This is a genomic window from Neisseria gonorrhoeae, assembly GCF_003315235.1.
GTDB lineage: Bacteria > Pseudomonadota > Gammaproteobacteria > Burkholderiales > Neisseriaceae > Neisseria > Neisseria gonorrhoeae.
This window is the reverse complement of the sequence record NZ_QNRU01000001.1, coordinates 22,178-41,646: the sequence shown is the minus strand read 5'-3', so window position 1 is coordinate 41,646 and position 19,469 is coordinate 22,178. Positions and strand designations below refer to the sequence as shown.

At 52.5% G+C, this 19,469-nt stretch carries 15 protein-coding genes and 2 pseudogenes; 9 read left to right on the top strand and 8 right to left on the bottom strand.

The window, feature by feature from the left end; genetic code table 11:
* Nucleotides 1-59: 59 nt before the first annotated feature.
* From DFR77_RS00205 to rpoH, 3 genes and pseudogenes are all read left to right on the top strand, one after another.
* Nucleotides 60-800: pseudogene (locus tag DFR77_RS00205) on the top strand (DUF808 family protein).
* A 68-nt stretch (nucleotides 801-868) separates the two neighbouring features.
* Nucleotides 869-2,407, top strand: a complete 1,539-nt coding sequence (lnt, locus tag DFR77_RS00200; protein ID WP_047926209.1) for an apolipoprotein N-acyltransferase — start codon at nucleotides 869-871, stop codon at nucleotides 2,405-2,407.
* A gap of 263 nt (nucleotides 2,408-2,670) precedes the next feature.
* Complete coding sequence (rpoH, locus tag DFR77_RS00190; RefSeq protein ID WP_014580118.1) at nucleotides 2,671-3,534, top strand: RNA polymerase sigma factor RpoH; 864 nt, start codon at nucleotides 2,671-2,673, stop codon at nucleotides 3,532-3,534.
* 156 nt (nucleotides 3,535-3,690) lie between these two features.
* On the opposite strand, the gene DFR77_RS00185 is transcribed toward rpoH, so the two are convergent.
* Nucleotides 3,691-4,167, bottom strand: coding sequence for a TIGR00645 family protein (locus tag DFR77_RS00185; RefSeq protein WP_003687659.1), 477 nt, complete (start codon nucleotides 4,165-4,167; stop codon nucleotides 3,691-3,693).
* Between the two features lie 99 nt (nucleotides 4,168-4,266).
* Here DFR77_RS00185 and DFR77_RS00180 point away from each other — a divergent pair, with 99 nt between their 5' ends.
* Nucleotides 4,267-5,151, top strand: coding sequence for a YicC/YloC family endoribonuclease (locus DFR77_RS00180; RefSeq protein WP_003696791.1), 885 nt, complete (start codon nucleotides 4,267-4,269; stop codon nucleotides 5,149-5,151).
* A gap of 90 nt (nucleotides 5,152-5,241) precedes the next feature.
* On the opposite strand, the gene DFR77_RS00175 is transcribed toward DFR77_RS00180, so the two are convergent.
* The 5 genes from DFR77_RS00175 to pgeF all read right to left on the bottom strand — a co-directional run bounded on the left by DFR77_RS00175 (nucleotide 5,242) and on the right by pgeF (nucleotide 8,683).
* Nucleotides 5,242-5,757 (bottom strand): RDD family protein, encoded by a 516-nt coding sequence (locus tag DFR77_RS00175; RefSeq protein ID WP_033908763.1) that lies wholly within the window; start codon nucleotides 5,755-5,757, stop codon nucleotides 5,242-5,244.
* 75 nt (nucleotides 5,758-5,832) lie between these two features.
* Complete coding sequence (locus DFR77_RS00170) at nucleotides 5,833-6,252, bottom strand: hypothetical protein (protein WP_002217668.1); 420 nt, start codon at nucleotides 6,250-6,252, stop codon at nucleotides 5,833-5,835.
* Nucleotides 6,253-6,372: 120 nt separating this feature from the next.
* Entirely contained in the window at nucleotides 6,373-7,371 is a 999-nt protein-coding gene (gene holA, locus DFR77_RS00165) for a DNA polymerase III subunit delta (protein WP_003687654.1), read from the bottom strand.
* Between the two features lies 1 nt (nucleotide 7,372).
* Nucleotides 7,373-7,852 (bottom strand): LPS-assembly lipoprotein LptE, encoded by a 480-nt coding sequence (locus DFR77_RS00160; RefSeq protein WP_003692715.1) that lies wholly within the window; start codon nucleotides 7,850-7,852, stop codon nucleotides 7,373-7,375.
* A 51-nt stretch (nucleotides 7,853-7,903) separates the two neighbouring features.
* Nucleotides 7,904-8,683: a peptidoglycan editing factor PgeF gene (pgeF, locus tag DFR77_RS00155; protein ID WP_113852013.1), complete on the bottom strand. Its 780-nt coding sequence runs from the start codon at nucleotides 8,681-8,683 to the stop codon at nucleotides 7,904-7,906.
* A 151-nt stretch (nucleotides 8,684-8,834) separates the two neighbouring features.
* Between pgeF and DFR77_RS00150 the strand changes: the two genes are divergently transcribed.
* Together DFR77_RS00150 and DFR77_RS00145 are read left to right on the top strand one after the other, a co-directional pair.
* A complete protein-coding gene (locus DFR77_RS00150) occupies nucleotides 8,835-9,059 on the top strand; it encodes a hypothetical protein (RefSeq protein WP_225577482.1) in 225 nt (74 codons plus the stop codon).
* A gap of 76 nt (nucleotides 9,060-9,135) precedes the next feature.
* A pseudogene (locus tag DFR77_RS00145) lies at nucleotides 9,136-10,083 on the top strand (bile acid:sodium symporter family protein).
* 152 nt (nucleotides 10,084-10,235) lie between these two features.
* Here DFR77_RS00145 and rluD read toward each other — a convergent pair.
* On the bottom strand, nucleotides 10,236-11,360 hold the full coding sequence (gene rluD, locus DFR77_RS00140) for a 23S rRNA pseudouridine(1911/1915/1917) synthase RluD (protein WP_003692709.1): 1,125 nt from the start codon (nucleotides 11,358-11,360) through the stop codon (nucleotides 10,236-10,238).
* Here rluD and DFR77_RS00135 point away from each other — a divergent pair.
* Nucleotides 11,359-12,162 (top strand): outer membrane protein assembly factor BamD, encoded by an 804-nt coding sequence (locus tag DFR77_RS00135; protein ID WP_003687645.1) that lies wholly within the window; start codon nucleotides 11,359-11,361, stop codon nucleotides 12,160-12,162. The two genes, rluD and DFR77_RS00135, sit on opposite strands and share 2 nt — an antisense overlap.
* A 69-nt stretch (nucleotides 12,163-12,231) precedes the next feature.
* Here the strand turns inward: DFR77_RS00135 and DFR77_RS00130 are convergent, their stop codons facing one another.
* Nucleotides 12,232-14,451, bottom strand: a complete 2,220-nt coding sequence (locus DFR77_RS00130) for a DNA internalization-related competence protein ComEC/Rec2 (protein WP_154236097.1) — start codon at nucleotides 14,449-14,451, stop codon at nucleotides 12,232-12,234.
* Between the two features lie 31 nt (nucleotides 14,452-14,482).
* On the opposite strand from DFR77_RS00130, the gene DFR77_RS13210 reads away from it, so the two are divergent.
* Both DFR77_RS13210 and DFR77_RS00125 read left to right on the top strand, forming a co-directional pair.
* Entirely contained in the window at nucleotides 14,483-14,758 is a 276-nt protein-coding gene (locus DFR77_RS13210) for a hypothetical protein (protein ID WP_154212468.1), read from the top strand.
* Between the two features lie 78 nt (nucleotides 14,759-14,836).
* The gene (locus DFR77_RS00125; protein ID WP_113852012.1) at nucleotides 14,837-19,435 is read left to right on the top strand and encodes a S6 family peptidase; all 4,599 of its coding nucleotides are present in this window, start codon (nucleotides 14,837-14,839) and stop codon (nucleotides 19,433-19,435) included.
* Nucleotides 19,436-19,469 lie beyond the last annotated feature (34 nt).

Genomic DNA, 19,469 nt, shown 5'->3' with positions numbered 1-19,469 from the left:
GCCCAAACCCGCGTTCTCCTATATAATGTCGGACTTTGCGCCGCATTTCAGGATTTTTTATGGCATTTGCCTCACTATTTACTCTGCCGGACTACATCACCGCCGTTTTGGACGATGTTGCCCTGATGACCAAAGCCGCCGCAAAGAAAACCGCCGGCGTGGCCGGCGACGATTTGACACCCAATGCCAACCGGGTTACAGGCGTATCGGCAGAACGCGAGTTGCCGATTGTTTGGCCGGTGGCGAAAGGTTCTTTTGCCAACAAGCCGGTTTTGGTGTCTGCGGCTCTGCTGCTTTCCGCCTTCCTGCCGCAACTCATTACGCCGCTTTTGACGGCAGGCGGGATTTATTTGTGCTTTGAGGGCGTGGAAAAGCTGCTGCACAAGTTTCTGCACCGACATGACGCGCACGATGACGGCGGCGAAACGGCGGTTAACGAGCAGGCTAAAATCAAAGGTGCAATCCGTACCGACTTTATCCTGTCCGCAGAAATCATCATCATCGCGCTGTGCGTGGTCGAACAATACAGCCTGATGACGCGCTCGCTCGTGATGGCGGCAATCGGCATCGGCATGACTGTTTTGGTGTACGGAATCGTCGCCGTCATCGTCAAACTCGACGACTTGGGCATGCTGCTGATGCGCCGCCCACAACCTCGGCCTTTTGCACGATTTCCTGCACGCGCAACACTGGAACGCTGGCTGGACAGAGTATTCCGCCAACCTCGTTGTCGGGCCGCTTTCCGGTTCGATTGCCTGCGCCCCGCCTTGTCGCTGATGAATCGTTTCGTCAGGCATTGATTCCTTTTTCAAATACCGATGCCGTCTGAAAGACGTTCAGACGGCATATTCCGAACAGACAGACGAATATGTTTTCCAAACTGGACAAATACTGGCAGCACCCCGCCCTCTACTGGCCTTTGCTCATCCTTTTTGCCGCCGCCACCCCCTTCGCCTTCGCACCCTACTACCACTTTTGGCTGATGCCCTTGATTTTCGGCGCCTTCGTCCGCCTCATCGAACTGCGTCCGCGTTTTGCCGCCTCTTCCGCCTACCTGTTCGGTCTGACCGCATACACGGCACAGTTCTACTGGATACACACTGCCCTGCACGACGTTTCCGGCCTGCCCGACCTCTATGCCGTACCGCTGACCTTCCTGCTGCCCGCCTACCTTGCCCTTTATCCGGCACTGTGTTTCTGGCTGTGGAAAAAATTTACCCTGCCCCAGGGCATAAAGACCGGTCTGGTACTGCCCATCCTGTGGACGCTGACCGAGTTTGCCCGCGAGCGTTTCCTGACCGGATTCGGCTGGGGCGCAATCGGCTACTCCCAAATCACCCCGGACAGCCCGCTGGCGGGTTTCGCCCCCTTGGGCGGCATCCACATGGTTACACTGGCAACCGCCTTTCTCGGTGTCTGGCTGGTTTTGGCGATCGACAACACCGCACGTTCGGGCAAACGCCTGCTTCCGGTCATTCTGATTGCCGCCCTGCTTGCCGCAGGCTACACCGCCCAACAAACCGACTTCACCCGCCCCGACGGCAGCCGCAGCACCGTCGCCCTGCTTCAGGGCAACATCGCCCAAACCCTCAAATGGCGTGAAGACCAAGTCATCCCGACCATACAGAAATATTACGAACAGGTCGGCAAAACCACTGCCGACATCGTCATCCTGCCCGAAACCGCCATTCCCATCATGCGCCAAAACCTGCCGGAAAACATACTGGCGCAATTCGCCGAACAGGCGCAAAACAACGGCAGCGCGCTCGCCGTCGGCATCAGCCAATACACTTCGGACGGCAACGGTTACGAAAACGCCGTCATCAACCTGACCGGCTATCAGGAAAACAATCAGGACGGCATCCCTTACTACGCCAAAAACCACCTCGTCCCCTTCGGCGAATACAAACCGCTGCCCCTCCTGACCACACCGCTTTACAAAATGATGGACATGCCCCTTTCCGACTTCCGCAAAGGCGGCGGCAAGCAATCCGCCATGATGATGAAAAACCAAAAAATCGCCTTCAACATCTGCTACGAAGACGGATTCGGCGACGAACTGATTGCCGCCGCCAAAGACGCCACACTGCTTGCCAATGTCAGCAATATGGCGTGGTATGGAAAATCCAACGCCATGTACCAGCACCTCCAACAATCGCAGGCGCGGGCTATGGAACTCGGACGCTATATGGTCCGCGCCACCAACACCGGCGCAACCGCCATCATCTCCCCCAAAGGCAACATCATCGCCCAAGCCCAACCCGATACGGAAACCGTATTAGAAGGACACATCAAAGGCTACATCGGCGAAACGCCCTATATGAAAACCGGCAGTTCATGGTGGTTGATGGGCATATTGACCCTAGCCGCACTGATTCTTTTCATCTTCCGAAACAAAGAACACTGATACCTGCACAGTCCGTCCGGACGGGCTGTCTTTTTTCAAACCGGCCGTTTACATACAACCACGTATGTAATATAATTCTAAAATCGAATTGAGCTATCAGGTTTACAAAATCAATCAAACTTGCCTTACAAAATTTTCCTGTCTTTCAAACCTTAGCGTATATCTCCTGCCAAACATACAAAATACAAGCCAAGCAGTGATATACTGCATCCCAACACACCAAACCGCCGATACGCAGTTTCAGCCGAAAGGAAATGCCCCAAATGAATAACGCTTTCGCATTACCCGCCATCCAAAGCGGCAACGGCAGCCTCGAACAATACATCCACACCGTCAACAGCATCCCGATGCTGTCCCAGGAAGAAGAAACCCGCCTCGCCGAACGCCGGATAAAGGGCGACCTCAACGCCGCCAAACAACTCATCCTGTCCCACCTGCGCGTCGTCGTTTCCATCGCGCGCGGCTATGACGGCTACGGGCTGAATCAGGCCGACCTGATTCAGGAAGGAAATATCGGTCTGATGAAGGCGGTCAAACGCTACGAGCCCGGTCGAGGTGCACGCCTGTTTTCATTTGCCGTGCATTGGATTAAAGCGGAAATTCACGAATTCATCCTGAGGAACTGGCGCCTTGTCCGCGTTGCCACCACCAAACCGCAACGCAAGCTGTTTTTCAACCTGCGCAGCATGCGTAAAAACCTTAATGTCCTGTCTCCCAAAGAGGCACAAGACATCGCCGACGATTTGGGTGTCAAACTTTCCGAAGTTCTGGAAATGGAACAGCGCATGACGGGACACGACATCGCCATCATGGCAGACAACAGCGACGACGAGGACAGTTTCGCCCCCATCGACTGGCTTGCCGACCACGATTCCGAACCGAGCCGACAACTATCGAAACAGGCGCATTACGCCCTGCAAACCGAAGGCCTGCAAAACGCCTTGGCGCAATTGGACGACAGGAGCCGCCGCATTGTGGAAAGCCGCTGGCTTCAAGACGACGGCGGACTGACGCTGCACCAGCTTGCCGCCGAATACGGCGTATCTGCCGAGCGCATCCGCCAGATTGAAGCGAAAGCCATGCAGAAACTGCGCGGTTTCCTGACCGAAGAAGCCGAAGCGGTTTGAAATATACACAATAAAATACCCGACAAAACAATTTGTCGGGTATTTTATTTGGTAAACATCAATGCGGTTTGTGCGTCGTGCCGTACACGATTTTATCCGCCCAAGCCATCGCAATCGCCAAAATCAAAAAGCAGACATGCACCAGACACTGCCACATCAGCTGCTTTTCCGACAGATTGGCGGAATTGATAAATGTTTGGAGCAAATGGATGGATGAATACCGATAATCGACATCGACAGCCTTACCTTCAATACCGGTGCATTCACATGGCTCAACCACTCGGGCCGGTCAGGATGGTCGTCGATACGCAACCGGGATACGAACGACTCATACCCGCCAATCTGCACCATGGTCAGCAAATTCGCAATCATAACCACATCAATCAGATTTAAAACAGCGAGCATGATGGCGTTTTCGTCCGACACATCCAAATTCATGACCAGATGCTTCAACGATTTCAAAAACTTATAGGCACAAATCGCCCGTACAACAGTCAGCCCCGCATAAATCGGCACTTGCAGCCAACGGCTTGCAAAAATCATTTTGGCAAAAAACCCATAGCCTGTTCGGGTTTTGGAGATTTTGCTTGATACATTTCCCTTCCTTGCAGCAACAAAAGCGCGTGATTCCAATCTACCGCTGCGAAATCTTCAATTTTTCACACCCGAAAACGCTTGCCGCCATACAGATGTGATATATTGATTCCATTTTAACGAACTTCGGAGAACGACATGAGCAGCGGAAATATCCGCATCCACAGCATGACCGGCTTTGCCAACGCGGCGGCAGAGTGCGGCAGCAAACGCATCAACCTCGACATCCGCGCCGTCAACCACCGCTTTTTGGACATTCAAATCAGGATGCCCGACGATTTGCGCCATTTGGAAAACAGCATCCGCGAGCAGATTTCATCCCATCTGGCGCGCGGCAAAGTCGAATGCAAAATCCAAATTCAAGATGCGGAAAACGGCAATCAGTCTTTGGAACTGAATCGCGTTCTGGTCGGACAGCTTGCCGAAATCAACAAAAACCTCCGCAAACATTATGATTTGGCAAAACTGGGCGTTGCTGATATTTTGCGCTTTCCGGGCGTATTGGCAAGCCAAAAGGAAAATACGGAAGCATTGGCGAAAACCATTGTCGAACTGGCCGACAAAGCACTAAAAGACTTTACCGCCGCACGTCGGCGTGAAGGGAAAAAATTGGGCGAACACCTGTTACAACGCATTAAAAACATGGAAGAAATCATCGATGCTTTGAGCGAAATCTTCCCCGCGCTGGTGGAAGCGCATAAAGAAAAAATCCGCACCCGCCTTGCCGAAGCCGTCGGCAGCATCGACAACGACAGGCTGCAACAGGAATTTGCCCTCTTTATCCAAAAATCCGACATCGACGAAGAATTCAGCCGCCTGCGCACCCACATTGCCGAAGTGCGCCGTATCGTTACCGAACACAAAGGCAGCAGCGGCAAACGGTTGGACTTCCTGATGCAGGAACTGAACCGCGAAGCCAACACTTTGGGCAGCAAATCCATCGCTACCGAATGCACCCAAGCCTCGGTCGAGCTGAAAGTCCTGATCGAACAGATGCGCGAACAGGTGCAGAATATCGAATAACCCTGCCTTTCTCTCCAAACATGACAATGCCGTCTGAAACTTTTTTCAGACGGCATTCTTGATCGGCTGAAAACCTCTGTTGCAAGCAATTCAAGATTGTTCTTTCACATCCACCAACCTCGTTCCGGCAAGGAAGTCATACAGAAACTGCCGGTCGGGATTCAGCAGGGCGAACCCCCACGGCAAAATCAGCCAAACCAATGCCGCGCCGGCCGCGCCCTTGGGCGGAATGCCGAGGAAGTGGCGCAATCCGGCATAAGCAAGCATAGGAATGAAGACGATGAATATGCACGCCCAAATAAAGCGCAGGCGCAGCAGGTGCAAAGACGGCTGTATGCCGTTAAGGTCGCACAAGCCGATTTTCCATGTCCTCATCGCCAAGGTCTGCCCCTGACCGTGCCAGTTGGCGCGGAAATAAAGCCACCATGCTCCCATTATCAGGATACTCGTTACCAATGCAGAAACCGCGATAGAAACGGGATTCAGAAAAATGGCGGCAATACCGGCAAGCAATGCTGCCAAACAGGTCGCCGCACCGACCAGCAGCATCTCATACAGTATGGCGGCAAAGCGGCGTTTGAGCGGGGCGGTTTTCAGTATCATCATCTTTTCAATCGGAATATGCCGTCTGAAACGCCAACAGACTTCAGACGGCATTTGTGCAAAGATGCCTTGCGGCGGTTAACGGTGCGGACGTTTCTGACCGCGCGACTGTTTTGCCGCCATTTGATTGATTTCCTGACGTGTCGGGCGTTTTTTGAACATAGCGTGCGCCTCGTCCACCGAACATTTTTGCGACAGGCAGATCAGGGTAATCGCATCTTTCTGGTGTTGTCCGCCGCTGTGGTACATACGGCGCAGGTTTGCCTCGTTGATTCTGCCTTTTTCGGGATCGATGTCGAATTTTTTCAGACGTTCGATAAACTGGCGTTGCTGTCGGCGGGATGTCCAAACAAAGCCGCCCGCAGCGGCGGCGACGATGACGGCGGCAAGCAGGATGGCAAGCGGCCAGGAATCGACAATCAATACGATAATGAGGCTTAAAACGGCGGTGGTCAGTAAAATCAGGCCGCCCAAGCGCAGTTTGGTCTTATTGTCCATAGGGTTGATGTTCCTTTATTGAGGTGGTCGTGCCGTCTGAAATGTTTTCGGACGGATTGGTGAATACTTTTCAGGATTAACGGTATTTTACAGTATTTTCGGATTTTGGGGATTACCGCTTTATTCCGCCAGCGACACGACAAGCTGTTTGAATACCGTCCATGCGTCGCCGTCTTCCGCGCCTTTGATGATTCGGTCGATTTGGGCGCAGGTTTTGAGCGCGTCAAGCAGGCGGACGACGGAAATCCGCTTGACCGCAAGCGGTGCGAGCGTCTGTTTGTCGCCCCAAAGCCTGAGGCTGTTGCGGACGGATTGGATGCTCTGCCCCTGTTTCAGGGCAGCGGCAAGCCGAATCAGCGTCCGCACGTCTTCGGCAACCGCCCACAGAAGCAGCACCGGTTCTTCGCCTTCTTCCTCCAACCCGTCCAACAGCCTGCATACGCGCGGGACATCGCCCTTCATCCACGCGCCTGCCAGTTGGAACGCGTCGAAGCGGGCAACATTGGCAACGGCGGTTTGCGCCTCATCGATATTGACGGCATGCCCTTTCGGATACAGCAGCGCGAGCTTGTCGATTTCCTGACGTGCCGCCAACAGATTGCCTTCCACGCGCTCGGCAAACAGTGCCAATGCGTCTGCCTCGATACCCAAACCGATTTTGTCCAGCCGTCCGCGTATCCATTGGGGCAAAGCCGCCGCACCGACCGGTTTGGCTTCCCACACTTCCCCCTTTGCCGCCAATGCGGCAAACCATTTGGACTGGAGCCGGGTTTTCTCCAGTTTGGGCAGCAAAACCAGCGTTACCGTATCTTCCGGCAGTCGGGCGGCAAAATCCTGCAATGCCTCGCCGCCGTTTTTGCCGGGTTTTCCGTTGGGGATATGCAATTCCAACAGTTTCAAATCGGCAAACAGACCCGCATTGCCTGCGGTTTGCAGCAGTTCGTTCCAATCGAAAGACGCGTCGGCGGTATAGGCTTCGCGGTTGAGATAACCCTGCTTCTTCGCCGCCGCCCTCAATGCGTCCACTGCCTCGATACGCAGCAGTTCTTCCTCGCCGTGGATGACGTACAGAGGTTTCAAAGGCGCGTCCGTATCGATGCGTCCGATATGTGCCGCCACGTCATTCCGCCTTCAGAAAGGTCAGGCGGCGGACAATCTGTTTGGCAACATCCTGCCGCATTTCCGCCCACAGGGTTTCTTCTTCTTCCTGTTTGCCCAAAATTTCGTTGTCGGCATAATCCAAAATGCGGCGGACGGACACGGTCATCGGTTTGCCGACCGGCTCGCCGCGTTTCAATACCTGCGCTTCAACCGTCAATATCAAAAGATATTCGTTGATGACTGCCGCACGGGTAACGGTATAGGTTTCCTTGTTTTGGGAAACGCTGTCTATACGCAGGGTCATCTGCGCGCCGGCAGCATCGTCCACCCTGCCCGAAGCCTGATACAGCGCGGTTTCCAAAGGAAACTGCAATGCCTGTCCGCCTTCGATGTGCCAGCTCCGGTAGGTCAGCGGCGGAGAAATGCCGTCTGCACCTTTCAGGTGGAAACCGCACGCGCCCAGCACCAAGGCTGCGGCAGTAAGGAATATTTTGTTCATCGCTTGCCTTTCTCAAAAGCATAAAGTCGGTAGATTATATCAGCGGCGTGTTCAGACGGCATTGCCGTCCAGCCAAATCAGGCTCGCCATACGCCCCGTCGCTCCGTCGCGGCGGTAGGAAAAGAAAATATCCCGTTCCAAAACCGTACAATGCGTGCCGCCGTACACGCCGCCCACGCCTTCGCGCTTCAGAATCAGGCGGGCGAGCGCGTAGAGGTCGGCAAGGAATTTGCCGCCGCCGATGGGTTCAAATGCAGCAGCGGCTTCGGGCATGGACGTGCAGAACGCATCAAACACGTCCTGCCCGACTTCAAACGCATCCGCACTGATGGCAGGGCCGAGATACGCCATAATTTCGACAGGCGGAACCTTCATCGCGGCAATGGTGTTTTGCAATACGCCGCCCGCCAAACCGCTCCAGCCCGCGTGTGCGGCGGCAACCGCCGTACCTGCCCTGTCGCAAAATAGAACGAGCAGACAGTCTGCAGTCATCACGGCACAGACGGCTTTACCCGTGTCGTCCACGGAAGCGTCGGCATCGGGCGTGCCGTCCAATGCTTCGGCAGCATTGACGACAATGGTGCTGTGGATTTGATTGAGATAGGCAACGGGCAATCCGACCTGCTGTTGCACGATTTCGCGGTTGCGGCGCACGGTTTCAGGGTCGTCGCCGACGTGCGTACCGAGGTTCAAACTCTGATACGCACCTTGGCTCACGCCGCCGTTGCGCGTGGTAATCAGGGTTTTCACATTGGCGGGCGCGGGCCAATCGGCGGTCAGGAAGTTTTTGCCTTTCGGGGCGAGATTTAGGGTTTCTGTGATGGTTTTCATTGGATATTGGAATAGGTGTGCGGCGGAAAGGGTTGATTAACTGCCTTCGGGGCAAATGGATGCTTGTTTTTTCGTCATTCCCGCACAGGCGGGAATTCGGAGATTCGGGATTGTTTTCAAACGTTCGGGTCGGATTCTTGCCGGTGCGGGAATGATGCCCTTATATACTTTCTCCGAGCTTTATATGCTTCAACAGGGGACGGCACATCAAGCACCGCACTGCGTGTTGCCCGAACGAGGCTGCCCTCCGATTAGATTCTATCGCTATAAACAGACGGGTTTCAACCGAAAAGGAATGGGGATAAAGTCCATTTCCGACACCTCTCGGGCGATGCCGTCTGAAAACCAATCTCCACTTTCAGACGGCATTGTTTAGGCGCGGTCATTTTGCAAATTAAGGTTAAGGCGTGTATGCTTGCCTTCCCTTAAAAACAAACACGCAACGCATTATTATGAATATCCTCAGTAAAATCAGCAGCTTTATCGGAAAAACATTTTCCCTCTGAACCTCGCTCTTTGCCGCCGCCGCTTTTTTCGCGCCCGACACCTTCAAATGGGCGGGGCCTTATATTCCTTGGCTGTTGGGCATTATTATGTTCGGTATGGGTTTGACGCTCAAACCTTCCGACTTCGATATTTTGTTCAAACATCCCAAAGCCGTCATCATCGGCGTAATCGCACAATTCGCCATTATGCCGGCAACCGCCTGGCTGCCGTCCAAACTGTTGAACCTGCCTGCCGAAATCGCGGTCGGCGTGATTTTGGTCGGCTGCTGCCCGGGCGGTACGGCTTCCAATGTGATGACCTATCTGGCGCGCGGCAATGTGGCTTTGTCGGTTGCCGTTACGTCTGTTTCCACCCTGATTTCCCCATTGCTGACTCCCGCCATCTTCCTGATGCTTGCCGGTGAAATGCTGGAAATCCAAGCGGCCGGTATGTTGATGTCCATCGTCAAAATGGTTTTGCTCCCCATTGTTTTGGGTTTGATTGTCCATAAGGTTTTGGGCAGTAAAACCGAAAAGCCGACCGATGCGCTGCCGCTGGTTTCCGTTGCCGCCATCGTGCTGATTATCGGCGCGGTAGTCGGGGCAAGCAAAGGCAAGATTATGGAAAGCGGCCTGCTGATTTTTGCGGTTGTCGTACTCCGCAACGGCATCGGCTACCTGCTCGGCTTCTTTGCCGCCAAATGGACCGGCCTGCCTTATGATGCACAAAAAACGCTGGCCATCGAAGTCGGTATGCAAAACTCGGGCCTGGCCGCCGCGCTTGCCGCCGCACACTTTGCCGCCGCGCCGGTCGTTGCCGTTCCGGGCGCATTGTTCAGCGTGTGGCACAATATCTCCGGCTCGCTGCTGGCAACTTATTGGGCGGCCAAAGCCGGTAAACATAAAAAACCCTAAACGCCTTTCATCATAATGCCGTCTGAACGGGGCAACCGAAACCGGCGGTTTCTGCCCGGCCCCTTCAGACGGCCTTTGTTTGAAATCGGCGGGGACGATTGCCCGGCTGCTCCGGTTCGGCTGCCTGCGTTCGCCCCGCCTTTCAAGCCGCCTCACTCCCTTACATAAACCACTTCGACATCGTAGTCGTCTTCGTTCCAATCGTCATCGTCGTCCGCGCCGAATTTGTCCTGCCATTCCTCTTCATTGCTCAAAGACGAATCCAAACCGGCTTCAAGACGGAGGACGGACAACAAATGATATATGTCGTCCGGAATCGGTGCCTCAAACGAAACGGTTTCGCCGCTTTCCGGATGGGTAAAACTCAAGCGGTAGGCGTGCAACGCCTGACGCGCGCCCAAACTTTTAACGGCTTCTTTCACCGTGTCGCCGCACGGATGGCGCGGGTTGCCGTAAACCGGGTCGCCGGCAAGCGGATGGTTGGCCTCGCGCATATGGACGCGGATTTGGTGCGTCCTGCCCGTTCCGAGCGAGCATTCGATGTAGCTGTGGGCAAGATAGCGTTCCAACACTTTGACGTGGGTTACGGCAGGCTTGCCGCCGAATTTGACGGCTGCCATTTTCAGGCGGTTGTGCGGATCGCGTCCGATTTGGGTTTCGATTTTACCGTCGAAGGGGACGATGCCGTTGGCGACGGCGCGGTAGATGCGTTTGACCGTGCGTTCTTGAAGCTGCCTCACGAGGGAATTTTGCGCCGGCAGGGTTTTGGCAACCACCATCAGCCCGCTGGTTTCTTTGTCCAAACGGTGTACGATGCCCGCGCGCGGAATTTGGGACAGCTCGGGGCAATGCGCCAACAGGCCGTTGAGCAGCGTCCCCGTCCAGTTGCCCGCCGCCGGATGCACCACCAGTCCGGCCGGTTTGTTGACGACGATGACGGTATCGTCTTCGTAAACAATATCCAAATCCATAGGCTCCGGAACAAACGCCAGATTTTCCTCACTCGGACGGACGGTTACACAAATTTGCTCGCCGCCTATCATTTTGTCTTTGGGTTGCGAAGGTTTATCGTTTACAATAACCGCGCCTTCTTTAATCCATGATGTCAGGCGGCTGCGCGAATAGTCGGGCAGAAGTTTCGCCAACACCGCATCCAACCGCCCGCCGGCAAGCTCGAGCGGAACGGTCAGACCGATACGGTTTTCAGTTCCGGAAGCTGACGCAAAGTCTGAATCGTCGCTATAATCGGATTCATTATCAAAGGAAGTATTCTGCATGAAAAAAATTCTTTTAACGGTTTCATTAGGTTTGGCACTGAGTGCCTGTGCCACTCAAGGTACGGCCGACAAAGATGCCCAGATTACCCAAGATTGGAGTGTGGAGAAGCTCTATGCCGAAGCCCAGGACGAATTGAACAGCAGCAATTATACGCGGGCTGTCAAGTTATACGAAATCTTGGAATCGCGCTTCCCCACCAGCCGCCATGCCCGGCAGTCCCAACTGGATACCGCATACGCCTATTATAAAGACGATGAAAAAGACAAGGCTCTGGCGGCAATCGAACGCTTCCGCCGCCTCCATCCGCAGCATCCGAACATGGATTACGCGCTGTACCTGCGCGGCTTGGTGCTGTTTAACGAAGATCAGTCCTTCCTGAACAAACTGGCCTCGCAAGACTGGTCCGACCGCGACCCGAAAGCCAACCGCGAAGCGTACCAGGCGTTTGCGGAACTCGTCCAACGCTTCCCGAACAGCAAATACGCCGCCGATGCAACCGCACGCATGGTCAAACTGGTCGATGCTTTGGGCGGCAATGAAATGTCGGTGGCGCGTTACTACATGAAACGCGGCGCATATATCGCCGCCGCCAACCGCGCCAAAAAAATTATCGGCAGCTATCAAAATACACGCTATGTCGAAGAATCACTGGCCATATTGGAACTTGCCTACAAGAAGTTGGACAAGCCCCAGCTTGCCGCCGATACGCGCCGCGTATTGGAAACCAACTTCCCGAAAAGCCCGTTTTTGACGCACGCTTGGCAGCCCGACGATATGCCCTGGTGGCGTTACTGGCATTAAGCCCATCCTCGAAATGCCGTCTGAAGCCCTTTCAGACGGCATTTTCCGTTCCGGCACCAGCCTTCCCGTTCACTCAAACGGTTTTTTCTGCCAATAGAATTTATACACTCTCAAACGTTGAGCCTTTACGCCTCCGCGTCCCAAGCCGAATTGCAGCGCGCCCGACAAATCCGTCCGCAACAACTTGATGCCGTGTGCGCGGACACGGTTCTGCACCGCTTCGGTCGGATGCTTGTAGGCGTTGGCATAACCGCTTGAAGCAACGGCATATTCGGGCGAAACGGCATTGAGGAACACGCCCGACGAGGACGTATTGCTGCCGTGATGTCCCAAAACCAAAACCTGGCTGTACAGGTTTGAGCCGTATTTTTTAACCAACTCCGCCTCACCTTTCGTATCCAAATCTCCCGTTACCAGCAGTGCCGCACCGCCCGCCACAACACGCAAAACACAACTTTTCCCATTATCATCGATATTTTTGCGTTCAGACGGCCTCAAAAACTCGAAATCCACGCCGTCCCATTGCCAACGCTGTTCCGCACAATGCCGCGCCCCCTCATAAAATTCCGGCTGTCCGGCATAAATCCCGCCGTTCGGTATCTTGCCGACTGCCTGAAAGCCGCCGTCGTGGTCGCTGTCGTGATGCGACAGAACCAGCTTGTCCAAACGGCGGACACCCGCCGCATTCAAACTCGGCACGATACCCGTTTGTGCCGCCGCTACCGTTCCCGTATCGAAAAGCAGATGGCGGTTTGCCGTCCGCACAAGCACCGACAAGCCCTGCCCCGCATCCCAAACCGTAACCGCAGCTTCGTTTTCAGGTACTGCTTCAGGACGGTAGGATACAAACCCTGCCAACAGCAACACCGCCCACGGACGCAAACCCAAGCCGCGCGGCAGCAGCAACAGCAAAGCGGCACACACCGCCAACACCAGCAGCGGCAAAGGTGCGGCGGCAACGGCAAACTCAGGCGACACATCGGCAAGCCACACCAAAAACCGCAAAGTGTATTCCGCCAAAAATGCCCCCGCCTGCTGAAGCGGCGCAAACGGCACGACCGAACCCAGCAACGCCAGCGGGGTCAACACCCAAGAAAACCACGGTATCGACACCGCATTGACCAAAGGGCTGACCAAAGGCAGCGAGGCAAACAGATAACCGAGCAAAACCAGAGACAACACCGAAGCCGCCCACTGCCCGCGCACGGCGGTTTGCCGTTTCCCCTCGTACAAACGCCCTGCACACGCCCATATCAGGGCCGCCACCAAACCGAAAGACAGCCAAGTACCGACACCCAAAACCGCCAAAGGGTCGAACAGCAGCACCGCCGCCAACGCCTGCCACCACGTCGCCCACGCCGACAGTCTTCCCCTGCGCCACGCCCACGCGAACGCCGCCAACATCAAAACACTGCGCTGCGTCGGCACGGAAAAACCGGCAAGCAGCGCGTAAAACAGCGCGCCCGCACACCCCGCCGCCAAAACCCACGCGCGCGGCCGGGCGGGAAGGCGCGGGGAACAGGCAAGCAGCCGCTTCGCCAGCCACGCAAACAGCACCGCCACCATCGTAACGTGCAAACCCGAGATACTGACCAAATGCGTCAGCCCCAACGGCCGGAACGCCTGCCACAATCCGGGGCGCAATGCCGACTGTTCGCCCACGCTCAACGCGCGCATCAGCCCGATGCCGTCTGAAAGCCCGCCGTCCGCATCCGCCTGCCGCCAATTGCGGCTGATGCGGCTGCGCCAAACCGCAATCCCCCAACCGCTTCCGCCATGCAGCAAAACCCTGTCCGCACCGACCGTCCCCACGCCGCCTACCCCGTTGGATAATGCCCACGCCTCACGGTTCAAACCGCGCAGGTTCAACTCCCCGACGACGGGGTGCACGCGTGCCGTTATCCGCCATCTGCTCCCGACCGCCCATTCGCGCCGTTTGTAGTCCGACAGCAGCAAATCAAACGTCCGACCGCCGCTGTCCACAGCCTTTGCCGCAAACTGCACGCGCCGCCCGTCCGACCTCGGCATATCCGTCACTTCCACCGTCAAAGGCACGCCTGAAACCGCCTCCGCCCGCCATTGCGAAGACAGTGCCGCTTCCGTTCTGAATACGCCGTAAGCCGCGCCCGCCAACACGCACAGCATCAGACCGGCAAACGCAAAACGCCTTGCAAGCACAGCCAAAACCGCAAAAGCCGCCAACCAAAACGGCCAATGCGGTACAACCGACAGTGCGAACGAAACTGCCACGCCGACAACCCAACACGGCAAAAACCAACGACGGAACACGTCTCCCCACTCCCGATATAAAAAACAAACGATGATAAAGCAAAGCCATAAAACCGTCATAACAAGATTTGAAAATGATAAGAATGCAAACGAAAAGCCTCAGTATTATCCGAGACAACGGCAAACTTTCCATCGTCATTCCCGCAAAAGCGGGAATCCAAAGACAAAAAGCCGCAGAAATTTATCGGAAAGAACCGAACCACAAAAACCGGCTTCCTATCTTCGCTTGAATAACAGAACAAAGAAAGCGGAAATAAAAACATCAGGATTCTTTTTTAAATTGGCAATAAAACACCAAAATGAATGAGTTACACAAAAAAATACTCAACACCACCCAACCGGCGTAAAATGCAAAACATTATCGCTATTAAAACGGTAAAACCTTATGAAAGCCAAACGTTTTAAAATTAACGCCATATCCTTATCCATCTTTCTTGCCTATGCCCTTACGCCATACTCAGAAGCGGCATTGGTGAGAGACGATGTCGATTATCAAATATTCCGTGACTTTGCAGAAAACAAAGGCAAATTTTTTGTCGGCGCAACCGATTTATCAGTGAAAAACAAACGAGGTCAAAACATCGGCAACGCATTATCCAACGTACCGATGATTGATTTTAGCGTTGCAGATGTCAACAAACGCATAGCAACGGTAGTCGATCCCCAATATGCCGTCAGCGTCAAACACGCCAAAGCAGAAGTCCATACTTTTTATTACGGCCAATACAACGGTCATAATGATGTAGCCGACAAAGAAAATGAATACCGCGTTGTCGAACAAAATAACTATGAACCCCATAAAGCTTGGAGTGCGAGCAATTTAGGCCGCCTCGAAGATTATAATATGGCGCGTTTTAATAAGTTTGTAACCGAAGTTGCGCCGATTGCACCAACTGATGCCGGCGGCGGATTAGATACTTACAAAGATAAAAACCGTTTTTCCTCTTTTGTCAGAATCGGTGCGGGCAGGCAATTAGTTTATGAAAAAGGGGTTTATCATCAAGAAGGAAATGAAAAAGGCTACGATTTGCGCGATCTTTCACAAGCCTATCGTTATGCCATTGCAGGTACGCCTTATAAAGATATTAATATTGACCAAACAATGAATACCGAAGGTTTGATCGGCTTTGGTAATCATAATAAACAGTATTCGGCAGAAGAACTTAAACAAGCACTTTCGCAAGATGCGTTAACAAATTACGGCGTGTTGGGCGATAGCGGCTCTCCGTTATTTGCTTTTGACAAACAAAAAAATCAATGGGTCTTTTTGGGAACTTACGATTATTGGGCAGGTTACGGAAAAAAATCATGGCAAGAATGGAATATCTATAAAAAAGAATTTGCAGATAAAATCAAACAACACGATAACGCCGGCACCGTCAAAGGTAATGGAGAACATCATTGGAAAACCACGGGTACAAACAGCCATATCGGTTCGACAGCGGTAAGGCTTGCCAACAATGAAGGAGATGCGAACAACGGACAAAATGTTACCTTTGAAGACAACGGCACTTTGGTATTGGATCAAAACATCAACCAAGGCGCGGGCGGCCTGTTTTTCAAAGGCGATTACACAGTCAAAGGCGCAAATAATGACATCACTTGGTTAGGTGCGGGGATTGATGTTGCCGACGGCAAAAAAGTCGTTTGGCAAGTCAAAAATCCGAATGGCGACAGATTGGCAAAAATCGGCAAAGGCACTTTGGAAATAAACGGCACAGGCGTTAACCAAGGGCAATTAAAGGTCGGCGACGGTACGGTTATTCTGAATCAAAAAGCCGATTCAAACCAAAAAGTTCAGGCTTTCTCCCAAGTCGGCATTGTCAGCGGACGCGGTACATTGGTGCTGAACAGTCCGGACCAGATTAACCCGAATAATCTGTATTTCGGTTTCCGTGGCGGTCGTTTGGATGCCAATGGCAATGACTTGACTTTTGAACACATCCGCAACGTGGATGAAGGCGCGCGCATTGTCAACCACAACACAGACCACGCCTCCACAATCACACTAACGGGTAAATCTTTAATTACCAATCCGAACAGCCTTTCGGTACATAGTATACAAAATGACTATGACGAAGATAATTATAGTTATTATTACCGGCCAAGGCGACCCATCCCACAAGGCAAAGATCTTTATTACAAAAACTATCGTTATTACGCCCTAAAATCCGGTGGCAGTGTTAACGCACCGATGCCCGAAAACGGACAAACGGAAAATAACGACTGGATTTTAATGGGCAGCACACAAGAAGAAGCCAAGAAAAACGCGATGAACCATAAAAACAATCAGCGTATTAGCGGTTTTAGCGGTTTCTTTGGCGAAGAAAACGAAAAAGGACATAACGGGGCATTAAACCTTAATTTCAATGGCAAAAGCGCGCAAAACAGTTTCTTGTTAACAGGCGGCGCGAATTTAAACGGAAAAATAAGCGTAACTCAAGGCAATGTCTTGTTATCAGGTCGTCCAACACCACACGCAAGAGATTTTGTGAACAAATCTTCAGCCCGAAAAGACGCACATTTCTCCAAAAACAATGAAGTCGTATTTGAAGACGACTGGATAAACCGCACATTCAAAGCCGCAGAAATTGCGGTTAACCAATCCGCATCATTCTCTTCCGGAAGAAATGTATCCGACATCACCGCCAACATCACCGCAACAGACAACGCCAAAGTAAATTTGGGTTACAAAAACGGCGATGAGGTTTGCGTGCGCTCGGACTATACCGGTTACGTTACCTGCAACACAGGCAACTTATCCGATAAGGCTTTAAACAGCTTTGATGCGACACGGATTAACGGCAATGTGAATTTGAATCAGAATGCGGCATTGGTCTTGGGCAAGGCTGCATTATGGGGGAAAATTCAAGGACAAGGAAACAGCCGTGTCAGCCTAAACCAACATAGCAAATGGCATTTGACCGGCGACAGCCAAGTACACAATCTGTCATTGGCGGATAGCCATATTCATTTGAACAACGCTTCCGATGCGCAAAGTGCAAATAAATACCACACGATCAAAATCAATCATTTATCCGGTAACGGGCATTTTCATTATCTGACGGACTTGGCGAAAAATCTTGGGGATAAAGTGCTTGTGAAGGAATCCGCATCCGGCCATTATCAGCTCCATGTTCAAAATAAAACAGGCGAACCTAATCAGGAAGGGCTGGATCTCTTTGATGCATCATCCGTACAAGACCGCTCCCGCCTTTTTGTTTCCTTGGCAAATCATTACGTCGATTTAGGCGCATTGCGTTATACAATCAAAACAGAAAACGGTATTACCCGGTTGTACAATCCTTATGCCGGGAACCGCCGCCCAGTCAAGCCGGCCCCGTCTCCTGCCGCAAACACGGCTTCTCAAGCACAAAAGGCAACACAAACGGACGGTGCACAAATTGCCAAGCCTCAAAATATCGTCGTCGCACCGCCTAGCCCGCAGGCAAATCAAGCCGAAGAAGCCCTCCGCCAACAAGCAAAAGCGGAGCAAGTGAAGCGTCAGCAAGCAGCAGAAGCAGAAAAAGTTGCACGTCAAAAAGACGAAGAGGCAAAACGCAAAGCAGCCGAAATTGCTCGTCAGCAGGAAGAAGCACGAAAAGCTGCAGAGTTAGCCGCCAAACAAAAGGCGGAAGCAGAGCGTAAAGCCAGAGAGTTGGCAAGACAAAAAGCAGAAGAGGCAAGTCATCAAGCTAATGCCAAACCAAAACGTCGTAGACGTCGGGCTATATTACCTAGACCTCCTGCGCCAGTATTTTCATTGGATGATTATGATGCAAAAGACAATAGTGAATCATCAATAGGTAATTTAGCTCGTGTAATACCTAGAATGGGAAGGGAGTTAATTAATGATTATGAAGAAATCCCCTTGGAGGAGTTGGAAGATGAAGCGGAAGAAGAACGTCGCCAAGCAACGCAATTCCAACCCAAAAGTCGTAACCGTAGAGCTATATCATCGGAACCATCATCTGATGAAGATGCATCTGAATCGGTTTCCACATCAGACAAACACCCTCAAGATAATACGGAACTTCATGAAAAAGTTGAGACGGCGGGTTTACAACCAAGAGCCGCGCAGCCGCGAACCCAAGCCGCCGCGCAAGCCGATGCAGTCAGCACCAATACTAACTCGGCTTTATCTGACGCAATGGCAAGCACGCAATCTATCTTGTTGGATACAGGTGCTTCATTAACACGGCACATTGCACAAAAATCACGCGCTGATGCCGAAAAAAACAGTGTTTGGATGTCAAACACCGGTTATGGCCGTGATTATGCTTCCGCACAATATCGCCGGTTTAGTTCGAAACGCACGCAAACACAAATCGGCATTGACCGCAGCTTGTCCGAAAATATGCAGATAGGCGGAGTATTGACTTACTCTGACAGTCAGCATACTTTTGATCAGGCGAGCGGCAAAAATACTTTTGTGCAAGCCAACCTTTATGGTAAGTATTATTTAAATGATGCTTGGTATGTGGCCGGCGATATTGGTGCGGGCAGCTTGAGAAGCCGGTTACAAACGCAGCAAAAAGCAAACTTTAACCGAACAAGCATCCAAACCGGCCTTACTTTGGGCAATACGCTGAAAATCAATCAATTCGAGATTGTCCCTAGTGCGGGTATCCGTTACAGCCGCCTGTCATCTGCAGATTACAAGTTGGGTGACGACAGTGTTAAAGTAAGTTCTATGGCAGTGAAAACACTAACGGCCGGACTGGATTTTGCTTATCGGTTTAAAGTCGGCAACCTTACCGTAAAACCCTTGTTATCTGCAGCTTACTTTGCCAATTATGGCAAAGGCGGCGTGAATGTGGGCGGTAAATCCTTCGCCTATAAAGCAGATAATCAACAGCAATATTCAGCAGGCGCCGCGTTACTGTACCGTAATGTTACATTAAACGTAAATGGCAGTATTACAAAAGGAAAACAATTGGAAAAACAAAAATCCGGACAAATTAAAATACAGATTCGTTTCTAAAATACCAAATTCATAGCAAAATAAAATGCCGTCT

Coding starts and splice junctions, on each gene's coding strand:
- rpoH (WP_014580118.1), top strand. CDS start 2,671: ATGAATAACGCTTTCGCATTACCCGCCATCCAAAGCGGCAACGGCAGC.
- DFR77_RS00160 (WP_003692715.1), bottom strand. CDS start 7,852: ATGAACAAAATATTCCTTACTGCCGCAGCCTTGGTGCTGGGCGCGTGC.
- DFR77_RS00125 (WP_113852012.1), top strand. CDS start 14,837: ATGAAAGCCAAACGTTTTAAAATTAACGCCATATCCTTATCCATCTTT.
- DFR77_RS00175 (WP_033908763.1), bottom strand. CDS start 5,757: ATGATGATACTGAAAACCGCCCCGCTCAAACGCCGCTTTGCCGCCATA.
- DFR77_RS00180 (WP_003696791.1), top strand. CDS start 4,267: ATGAGCAGCGGAAATATCCGCATCCACAGCATGACCGGCTTTGCCAAC.
- rluD (WP_003692709.1), bottom strand. CDS start 11,360: ATGCAGAATACTTCCTTTGATAATGAATCCGATTATAGCGACGATTCA.
- lnt (WP_047926209.1), top strand. CDS start 869: ATGTTTTCCAAACTGGACAAATACTGGCAGCACCCCGCCCTCTACTGG.
- DFR77_RS00150 (WP_225577482.1), top strand. CDS start 8,835: ATGATGCCCTTATATACTTTCTCCGAGCTTTATATGCTTCAACAGGGG.
- pgeF (WP_113852013.1), bottom strand. CDS start 8,683: ATGAAAACCATCACAGAAACCCTAAATCTCGCCCCGAAAGGCAAAAAC.
- DFR77_RS13210 (WP_154212468.1), top strand. CDS start 14,483: ATGATAAAGCAAAGCCATAAAACCGTCATAACAAGATTTGAAAATGAT.
- DFR77_RS00170 (WP_002217668.1), bottom strand. CDS start 6,252: ATGGACAATAAGACCAAACTGCGCTTGGGCGGCCTGATTTTACTGACC.
- DFR77_RS00135 (WP_003687645.1), top strand. CDS start 11,359: ATGAAAAAAATTCTTTTAACGGTTTCATTAGGTTTGGCACTGAGTGCC.